At 37.3% G+C, this 9,638-nt stretch carries 12 protein-coding genes; 5 read left to right on the forward strand and 7 right to left on the reverse strand.

Annotation, left to right across the window (positions count from 1 at the left end; all coding sequences use genetic code 11):
• Positions 1–375: 375 nt before the first annotated feature.
• Positions 376–1,221, reverse strand: a complete 846-nt coding sequence (locus AC1UFB_RS04220) for a DUF4097 family beta strand repeat-containing protein (protein ID WP_061786376.1) — start codon at positions 1,219–1,221, stop codon at positions 376–378.
• A 389-nt stretch (positions 1,222–1,610) separates the two neighbouring features.
• Between AC1UFB_RS04220 and AC1UFB_RS04225 the strand changes: the two genes are divergently transcribed.
• Positions 1,611–2,360 (forward strand): cell wall hydrolase, encoded by a 750-nt coding sequence (locus AC1UFB_RS04225; RefSeq protein ID WP_100347205.1) that lies wholly within the window; start codon positions 1,611–1,613, stop codon positions 2,358–2,360.
• Positions 2,361–2,397: 37 nt separating this feature from the next.
• On the opposite strand, the gene AC1UFB_RS04230 is transcribed toward AC1UFB_RS04225, so the two are convergent.
• Complete coding sequence (locus AC1UFB_RS04230; RefSeq protein WP_025910344.1) at positions 2,398–2,595, reverse strand: IDEAL domain-containing protein; 198 nt, start codon at positions 2,593–2,595, stop codon at positions 2,398–2,400.
• Between the two features lie 392 nt (positions 2,596–2,987).
• On the opposite strand from AC1UFB_RS04230, the gene AC1UFB_RS04235 reads away from it, so the two are divergent.
• A complete protein-coding gene (locus AC1UFB_RS04235) occupies positions 2,988–3,152 on the forward strand; it encodes a hypothetical protein (protein WP_153301191.1) in 165 nt (54 codons plus the stop codon).
• 40 nt (positions 3,153–3,192) lie between these two features.
• On the opposite strand, the gene AC1UFB_RS04240 is transcribed toward AC1UFB_RS04235, so the two are convergent.
• From AC1UFB_RS04240 to AC1UFB_RS04255, 4 genes are all read right to left on the reverse strand, one after another.
• Positions 3,193–3,426 (reverse strand): hypothetical protein, encoded by a 234-nt coding sequence (locus tag AC1UFB_RS04240; RefSeq protein ID WP_100347206.1) that lies wholly within the window; start codon positions 3,424–3,426, stop codon positions 3,193–3,195.
• A 131-nt stretch (positions 3,427–3,557) separates the two neighbouring features.
• Entirely contained in the window at positions 3,558–4,823 is a 1,266-nt protein-coding gene (locus AC1UFB_RS04245) for a dicarboxylate/amino acid:cation symporter (RefSeq protein ID WP_025910346.1), read from the reverse strand.
• A 200-nt stretch (positions 4,824–5,023) separates the two neighbouring features.
• Positions 5,024–5,167, reverse strand: coding sequence for a hypothetical protein (locus tag AC1UFB_RS04250; protein ID WP_482588604.1), 144 nt, complete (start codon positions 5,165–5,167; stop codon positions 5,024–5,026).
• A 115-nt stretch (positions 5,168–5,282) separates the two neighbouring features.
• Entirely contained in the window at positions 5,283–6,320 is a 1,038-nt protein-coding gene (locus tag AC1UFB_RS04255; protein WP_100347209.1) for a DctP family TRAP transporter solute-binding subunit, read from the reverse strand.
• A 135-nt stretch (positions 6,321–6,455) separates the two neighbouring features.
• Between AC1UFB_RS04255 and AC1UFB_RS04260 the strand changes: the two genes are divergently transcribed.
• Entirely contained in the window at positions 6,456–8,033 is a 1,578-nt protein-coding gene (locus AC1UFB_RS04260; RefSeq protein WP_328101345.1) for a sensor histidine kinase, read from the forward strand.
• 26 nt (positions 8,034–8,059) lie between these two features.
• Positions 8,060–8,746, forward strand: a complete 687-nt coding sequence (locus AC1UFB_RS04265; RefSeq protein ID WP_025910352.1) for a response regulator — start codon at positions 8,060–8,062, stop codon at positions 8,744–8,746.
• Positions 8,747–8,787: 41 nt separating this feature from the next.
• Here the strand turns inward: AC1UFB_RS04265 and AC1UFB_RS04270 are convergent, their stop codons facing one another.
• Entirely contained in the window at positions 8,788–8,976 is a 189-nt protein-coding gene (locus tag AC1UFB_RS04270) for a YolD-like family protein (RefSeq protein ID WP_025910354.1), read from the reverse strand.
• Between the two features lie 348 nt (positions 8,977–9,324).
• On the opposite strand from AC1UFB_RS04270, the gene AC1UFB_RS04275 reads away from it, so the two are divergent.
• Complete coding sequence (locus AC1UFB_RS04275) at positions 9,325–9,543, forward strand: hypothetical protein (protein WP_282023031.1); 219 nt, start codon at positions 9,325–9,327, stop codon at positions 9,541–9,543.
• Positions 9,544–9,638 lie beyond the last annotated feature (95 nt).

Genomic DNA, 9,638 nt, shown 5'->3' on the forward strand with positions numbered 1-9,638 from the left:
CACTTTTTTGAAAAACTACGTCACATTCCAAGGGATAAGTCTGTCTAATTTTGGATAATCAACACTCGTGAATTTGGAAAGTAGGTTACCTTAAACCTCGAATAGTATTAGAGGGTAAAGATTATTTAACTAGCGTACTTGAAGAAGAGGTTAAACTGTTGTGGTAGGTAGCTGAGGTATTTCAGTCAATTAGATATCCGAACGATTGCTGACTTGCAATCGTTCGGATATTTTTTTGTTGATTCTGAAAACAAGTTAAAAAACTAGTGGAATGCAGCGCAATAGAACGAACGTGTTCTCACTGCCTAACTATGTTCGAACAGTCATGGTTTGTCTTTGAGAAGAAATCATTTAGTTATGTCCCAGCTGCGGTTTTTATCGCAAATTGAAATCTCCGCTTGAGACATCTACGTCTATTCGATGCGTACCCTTCCCATTCGTAGCTTGAATTTCATCTTCTTGTTCTTTCATTGTTTTAAAGTTAAATCGATTATTAATATCTCCCGTGCTCGCTTTGGCTTGTAAGGTAATATCAGCTTTAGGTGGCAGCGTAACAGTCATGTCTCCGGAGCTAACGTGAGCTTTAATCGAATCAACCACTCTATTTATAGAAATAGAAGCATCACCTGAAGACACGTGAGAATCCAACTTTCCTTCGTAGTTTTTAATCGTAATATCTCCTGACTGTAAATCAACTGAGCCTTCTTTTGTGCGCACTTTGTTGATTACGAGGTCTCCGGAGGAAACATTGATATCTAATTTATCCGCATCAATTCCTTGAATAACAGTATAGCCAGATTGGACTTTAACTGAAAAATTAGTAAGAGATAAAGAGGTTTCGTTAAACTCTACATCGCCTGAACCTACGTTTAGCTCTAAATCATTGCTGTATTCTTTTGGAATATAAATTGTTAATTTACTGCTATTACCGAATGAGAAAAATGAAAAAGGCTTATTCTTATACGTAACGGTAATCGTTTTTCCATTGCGTTGAACATTTACTTTTCCCTTCCCTTGTAAATCCGCTTTTACTTCTTTTCCGTTATATTCTTCAATGACTGTATTTACGTTCGCTGTTTTAAGCTTAATACTTTCAATTGAATTTGTCAGAGCTGCTTCGGTTTTGGAGGATCCTAACGTCCATGTAGATGTGGTAAATGGATTAGTCAAAAGAAAAGCAGCTCCGATAAATACTAGAACCAAAAACAATAGTTTTTTCATGCTTCACCCTGCTTTCAATTTTATAAAGAAATAAGATACATCACCAATGTTATCCATTTTGTGGGAGTTAATCAATAGCCCGAGGAATGAATTATAGGTAAGACCTGAGATGTAGTTGGAGATTGGAATATACTTACTTATTTTTCTAAAATAATGAATGGGTTTCAGTTGCCGAAAGCTAAAAGTAAAAATAATCCATAAAATTCAAGTAACAGTCATAAAAATGTTAGTTTCATTACGAATTTTAAAGGAATTGTATGGTTTGTAATATTATTGTTTCTCTTGTAAGAAACTTAATCCAATCTGAACAAATGTTACCCATTCTTTCAATGAAACTGGCTTTCTCTATGCTAAGATAATGTCAGGTTATTTTTTCGGGAGGTATTTTTATGAAAAAAGGAAAATTGACAAAGTGGGTCATTACATCAGCTGCATCACTTTCATTTTTTGGAGTACAAGGAACAGCTGCATCAGCTGCATCTCATAAAGTATCGACAGGAGATACGCTGTGGAAGCTTAGTCAACAAGAAGGTGTATCGGTAGATGAATTAAAACAAGCGAATAATCGCACGAATGATATGATTTATGTTGGAGAAGTCCTAACAATTCCAGAAAAAGAGACAGTACATACAGTAGTACAAGGTGAGACATTGTTTAGTATTTCACAGACATATAATACAAGCGTAGATCGTTTGAAAGATTTAAACGGATTACAAGGTGATCTTATTAACGTAGGACAACAGCTAGTTGTAACGGGACAAGGAGCTTCTGAAGCGGCACCAGCACCACAGCCTACAAACGTAGGAGTTGCGGAAGCGAAAGGTGAGCCGTACCAAGGTAAAGTAGCGGTAGCAACCGTGGTTATGAATCGTGTGGCGTCAGCCCAATTCCCTAACAGCATTACAGAGGTTATTAATCAACCTTTAGCTAACGGTGGTTACGAGTTTTCTCCAGTAGGCAATGGAACGATTAATCAGCCTGCTTCTGAGGAGTCAAGACGTGCTGTAGAAGAAGCGTTAGCAAATCCAGATCATCAAAACCCTGCGCTGTTTTTCTATAATCCACAGATTGCAACAAATTCGTGGTTAGAAACAAAGCAAGTAACAGCAGTTATCGGAAATCACGTATTTGCTAAATAAAAAGAAACGAAGATTTCCCTCGTTTCTTTTTTATTGCTTATAGATATGCTTGTAGCTGTTGCGATAGTTTAAGAAATTCTTGTTTGTTACGATGTAATAAGGCATGATCAATTTCTTTTTGAAGCTGTTGTTTTTGAAACATCCGAAGCGCATGATCTAATACCATTTCAGCCGTTAATGAATTCATTGTATCTTCTTCATTTTGTTTCTGGATATGATTCAAATGCTTTTCCACGGGGAAATCAACTCCTCAGAAATTTTTAGTTACCTATTCATGCTCTAAGCTATGCGATGTTTCTAAAAATGGTTCGTAGCTTACAGCCTATGGGGGAGATAAGAAAGCCATTTAAAATCGAATTAAGTAATGATAATTGTACTAAAACAGGATATGTATATCAACTTTGTTGTATAATTGATTGTCGTCTTTTTCTGACAAAAATCTATGGTCTAAACAAGAGTGTTCTAGCATAGGTGACCTTCTTATTCTTTATGAGTGTTTCCTATATTCCATTTGCTTATTCGCATTATTCTATTTATTCATTGTACATATGAGATATTATTCGTATAAGATATGTATAAATATCAATATCGAAAGCGTTAACATTAATTGTGAGAGGGGAACATAAAATGTCAGTGCTTACATTGAAACGCTATGTTTTGAGTGAAAGGGAACGCGAAAAATTAGAAGATGCATTGCTTACTAGCTTTCCAGAATGTGAATCTGTTGTGTGGCAGCTAGATGATGTAGAGCTTGGGGAATTGTATCACAAAAAAATGCAGATAAAAGCTTGATTATAAAAAAAGGGCAACGTTTCATCAGAAAACGTTGCCTTTATTCTTGCTTGGACGAGTCAATGCCGTATGCAAAGGGAATTAATGCACAGATTAAAGCAGCAGTTAGCTCAAATGTGAGCTGTAAGCCGTTAAGTTCATGACTTTGAAACATTAAAATCTTTTCAACCGTGCCAAATATAATAAAACCGAGGATGAGATAGCGTGCAATCCAAATCGCTTGTCTATAAGAAAGCAAGCCTTGTTTTAAATGCGCTGTAATGGTCTGAATCATATTTTTTCCTCCTTACCCAAACTAGTTATCTTTTAAACCTATTTTTATTGTAACAAATTATTTGATACTGTTAATTATTTAAAGTTTTCCATTCGAAAAAACCTTCCTCAATCAGCTGAGGAAGGTTCTCTTTATTTTGCAAGTGGTATTGAAGAATCAGAACTTTGAGGTGGAGCTGGTGGATGAAATTCGTTTTCCATTTTTGAAACAACAACCGTTGCAACTCCGTTTCCAATTAAGTTCGTAATAGCACGAGCTTCAGACATAAAGCGATCCACACCAATTAATAATGCAAGACCTTCAACAGGAATCATTGGGAAGGCTGCTAATGTTGCTGCTAGAGTGATAAACCCAGAACCCGTTACGCCAGCGGCACCTTTTGATGTTAGCATTAACACACCTAGTAGCGTTAACTCTTGCCAAATCGTTAAGTCAACTCCGTAGGCTTGTGCAATAAAAATTGCTGCCATTGATAGATAAATAGATGTCCCATCAAGGTTGAATGAATAACCAGTAGGGATAACCAGACCTACAACGGACTTAGAGCACCCGTATTGCTCCATACGATTCATCATTTTTGGTAAAGCTGATTCAGATGACGATGTACCAAGCACGAGTAAAATTTCTTCTTTAATAAACGCAATGAATTTTAAAATACTGAAGCCATAAAATTTAGCAATTGTACCTAAAACAAAAATGATGAATAAGAACATCGTAATATAGACAGATCCCATTAATTTTCCGAGCGAAACAAGTGAACCAATTCCAAAATTTCCGATTGTATAAGCCATCGCTCCGAAAGCAGCAATTGGAGAAATCTTCATAATCATATTAACGATTCCGAAGAAAATATCCGTCACTCGTTCAAAGAATGTAATGACAGGTGCTGCTTTTTCGCCTAGAGCTGCTGTTGCAAGTCCAAATAACACGGCAAAAAATAAGATTGGAAGCAGTTCTCCGTTAGCCATTGCTCCAAAGACGCTATCTGGAATAATGCTCATCACAAAGTCCATGAATCCATGTTCAGCTTCGGCTGCTTGCTTCGTATACTCAGAGACGTCAGCTCCCTGTGCTCCGCTTATATTAAAGCCTTCACCAGGTTTTACGAAGTTAACAACAAGAATACCAATAGCTAAAGCGAACGTTGTGACAATTTCAAAATAAAGAAGTGCTTTACCACCAATACGCCCGACTTTTTTCAAATCGCCCATACCACCAATTCCAATGACAACAGTTAAAAAGATAATCGGTGCGATAACCATTTTAATTAATTTAATAAAGATGTCAGCTAATACTTTCAGCTGCGCGCCGAATTCAGGAAAAATAAACCCAACCATAATCCCTAAGATAATCCCAATAATAACGCGAACTGTTAAGTTGTTAAAATTAATCTTCATCTTCCATCCCCCTTGATTCATAATTTGATAGCGTTTTCATTTATCTTGTAAACCTATAGTACCGCATATGAATGGGGGGTGAAATTTCTGGTGATAATGGTCTTTTTGTTCATTAAGTTCTTAGAATTTTCATAGAAAAGAGTTTGGGACATAACAAAATAATTGCTTCTAAAAGACGAGCAATAGCTGTTCCCATCTCTTTAGGTTATCTGAACACGTTCGTTCCATTGCGTTACGGCCACTCGCTTTCTGCGGGGAGGAACCTGAGCTTCCTCGCTGCGCTTTGAGATCTCAGGTTTACCTCTTTTTCCCGCAGGAGTCGAGTGTCCTACGCTCCATTCCACCCTGTTTCCAACATTGTTTTCACAATCAACAAAAAACCTGAGCGATTAAAAGTGAGGAACTCTCAATCGTTCAGGTATAGTAGAGGCTGAACTACTTATGTCTCAGTCTCTTTAATTACTTCTTATATGTTTCTTCCACAATATCTTTTGTTAAACGCTTTTGAAACTCTGTATAAAGTGGTTTAAAGCGCTGTTTCCACTTATCTCTTTCCTGTTCTGTTAAATAATGAACTTGAATCGAAGACTCATTTTTAATTTTTTCGAGCTGCTGATCATTCATTCCTTTCGAGTGCTCCCACATCCAAGCTGTTGTTTCCTCCATCGCATTTGAAAGCAGAAGTTGAACATCGGGAGGCAAGCTGTTCCAATAGCTCTCGTCCATCATGACCGCATAGCCTAAGTAGCCGTGATTACTAACCGTCATGTAGCGCTGCAGCATATATAAACGCTTTGAATAGATATTTGAAATTGTGTTCTCTTGACCGTCAAACTCTTGTTTTTCCAGCGATTCATACACTCGGTTAAATGGAGCAATGGTAGGTTTAGCATCAAGTAGATCAAACTGCTTTTTTATGACTTCGCTTGGCATAATACGAAAGCGTTGGCCTTTAAAGTCATCCGGGACAGCCAGCTTTTTTTGACTACTCGTCATTTGTTTAAATCCATTGTTCCAGAATGCTAGTCCTTTTAAATTTTCTTTTTTGAGAGATGCTTGCAGACTCTTGCCAATCTGACCGTTTAACGCGGCTTCAACTTCACCTTCATCTTTAAACATAAATGGGAGGTCAAAAAGTAGCCAATCCTCGTTTAAATCTGCAAGTTTTGAGAAAGAAGGAGCAATCATTTGAACGTCATTTCGTCTTAAAGCATCTACTTCTTCTGTATCAGAATAGAGCACACTATTTGAGAAAACTTCAACTTTAACCTTGCCATCTGATCGTTCATTAACAACCTTGGCAAACTTTTGAGCTGCTAATCCTTTTGGGGTGTTTTCAGCTACAACATGACTAAAGTTAATCACAATCTGCTCATCCAGTCCTCGTTGTTCATCATCTCTATAGACGTGTTCTGAATGTAAAAACGAAGGAGGGAAAAGCAAAATATAAGTAAAGAAAGCGCTGACAAATAAAGCTGTTACAATAAATATTCGCATAGGGTCTTACTCTCAGCTCCTCGCATCTCGATGAGAAGAATTGTAATCTTATGATTTATTTTACCATGCAGATTTGGAGCATGGTAAAATAAATATAGATAGTATATGTGAGAAAGAAGAGGTAGCTTAGGCTTTATGAATCGATTTTCAATGCAAACGAAAATGACTGCCTTAATCTTTTTTATTATCGTCTTTGCGCTGTTTTTAGCGGGTCTTGTCGTGATTAAAGAGTTTGTGGAATCAAAGGAAGAAGATTTACGTCAGAGAGCTCTTGTAACATCAAGAACTGTAGCTGAAATGACGGAGGTTAGCGAAAAGATAACGGGAGATGAACAAAAAAGGCAGAAAATTAACACAATAGTAGACCCCATTCGAATTATTCACGGGGCAGATTATGTAGTGGTACTTGATATGGAAAAGATAAGGCTGTCTCATCCAGTCAACGCTATGATTGGCACAAAATCGCATGGTGAAGATGAAGGACAAGCATTTGCTGAACACACATACACGGATAAGGCTAAAGGAGAAAGTGGCACCGTAGTGCGTTCACTCGTTCCAATTATTAATCACCACCATGAACAGGTTGGCGTTGTAATTAGTGGTTATTTGTTGCCGACTTTTTCAGAAGTTATACAGAGCTTGAAAAAAGAGATTTTTATCATCAGTCTGCTAATTCTACTATTTGGTGGATGGGGAGCTTGGGTACTAGCTTCTCACATAAAAAAGCAAATGTTTGAGTTAGAACCAGATGAGATTGCACGGCTATTTGTCGAGCGAACGGAAACCTTTAACGCTATGCATGAAGCTGTAATCGCGATTGATAAAGATGAGTATATTACAATCTTTAACGATAAAGCAAAAACCATTATGAATATTCATGATGATGTAATTGGAAAATTGATTTATGACGTCATTCCAGATACCCGTTTACCAGAGATTTTACAGCTGAATCAACCGGTTTATAACAAAGAGCTTCAAGTACGGAATTTAACGATTTTAAGCAATCGGGTTCCAATTAAGGTAAAAGGAGAAACGGTAGGAGCAGTTGCGATTTTCCAGGACCGAACTGAAGTAAAGAAGCTAGCTGAAGAACTAACTGGGGTAAAAGCATTTGTCAGTGCACTTCGCGTTCAAAGTCATGAATATATGAATAAGCTTCATACAATTGCAGGGCTGATACAGCTTGGAAACAATGAAAAAGCGCTGGAGTACGTCTTCGATGTTTCCGAGCAGCAGGAAGAATTGACGAATTTCTTACACAAAAATATTAAAAATGAAAGCATATCAGGCTTGTTAATTAGCAAAGTAAGCAGAGGAAAAGAATTGGGAATTACGTTAACAATTGATAAGAATAGCTATTTAGAAACGTTTCCTCAGCATTTAGATCATCATGATTTTGTAATCATTATTGGGAATCTAATCGAAAACGCTTTCGATTCGTATGCTAACTCTTTTCATGATGAGAAAGAAGTCTATGTCAGCATTGAACAAACAGAGGACGTGTTGTCTATTTTGGTAGAGGATAACGGATGCGGCATGGCTAAAGAAGAAGCGAAGCATATCTTTGAAGAGGGATTTTCGACAAAGGCAAAGGAAAATCGAGGTATTGGTCTTTATTTAATTCACCAAATTGTTCAAAAAGGTGATGGAGATATTGCGATTGAAACAGAATATGGGCGTGGCACGGCGTTTACCATTACATTTGTACTATAGGTTATAAGTGAAAAGGGGATGGAAGCATGACAAAAAGCCAATGGAAGGTACTTGTGATTGAAGATGATTTAATGGTTCAAGAAGTGAATAAGCAATTCATCGAGCAGGTGGAAGGTTTTGTAGTGACAAACGTCGCATCAAACGGAGTAGAAGGGTTACAAATGATTGAAAAAGATAATCCGGATCTAATCATCATCGACATGTATATGCCGAATCAAGACGGACTTACCACACTTCAAAAAATTCGCTCAAAGGGCTATCAATCAGATGTAATTGCCGTCACAGCGGCCAGTGACAGTGAAACGGTCAAGCGTGTATTGCAATACGGAGCCGTTGATTATATTATGAAGCCATTTAAGTTTGAACGCATGAAGCAAGCTTTAGAAAACTATCGACAGCGCCAAACCAAACTAAGCAAAAGCGAATCTATCACTCAAGATGAAGTCGATACGCTATTATTTAAAACAGCCGCTGAGAAAAATCCAACGTTACCGAAAGGGTTAAACACGGTCACGTTAGCTGGAATCCGGTCGTATTTACATAGCCAAACTGATCCAATTTCAGCAGAAGAAGTTGCAGAAGGAATGGGTATTGCAAGGGTCACGGCACGTCGATACTTAGAGTATTTAGATCAAGAGAAAGAAGTTGAGCTTTACGTAGAGTATGGCCGAGTCGGCAGGCCTGTTAACCGTTATCTATTGCAACAAAAGTAGTCATAAAAAAGACCGGTTCTTTGCTGGACCGGTCTCTGTAGCTATGATTCATAGATTTCTTTAATTCCTGATAAGCGTAAAGATAACGTATTGTGATTTTCATCCTGTAAAGATAATGTTTGTTCGACTAGGTTTAACTGTTTTACTTTTCCTTTGAAAGTTTCTAATAAACCATCACGATAATAATTAACTGTAACAGAACCGTTTTTTCGTAAAGCTTTTAAAATCATTAGATAATCTCCTCTCATGGTATGTTTTATTTATGAAAACCGAAGTAAAATGTAAGCAGTTTTTTATCTACTTTTAGTATACACAAAAATAGTAAGCGTTTTCACTAAAAAAATGAACACTTTGTGAAATTTTGCACATCTACTTTTAAAAAAATCTTTACAACGTAAATCTTACTCTTTCTTTATGAAATTCAAGTGAAAAAACTGTTAATCTCATGTTAAGAGTTTGTTACCTAAAGGTTTTCTTGACAAACACCTTTGCCTCTACTATACCTGAACGATTGAGAGCTCATAACTTTTAATCATTCAGATTTTTTGGTTGATTGTGAAAACAATGTTGGAAACAGGGTGGAATGGAGCGTAGGACACTCGACTCCTGCGGGAAAGAGAGGGAAAACGGAGATCCCGCAGCGCAGCGAGGAAGCTCAGGTTCCTCCCCGCGGAAAGCGAGTGACCGTAGCGCAATGGAACGAACGTGTTGAGACAAACCAAAGAGATGGGAACAGCGAGTGTTCGTCTTTTAGAAGCCATCATTTTGTTATGTCCCAAACTCTTTTTAATTTATGAAGGAAAATAAGAATTTAGAACGTATATGAATGAATTTCATAATCTGAACCCTATGTCTCGCAAGACTTTATAGACATCAAAAAAGGAGTACCTCC

This window comes from Priestia sp. KCTC 13724 (genome assembly GCF_056820425.1).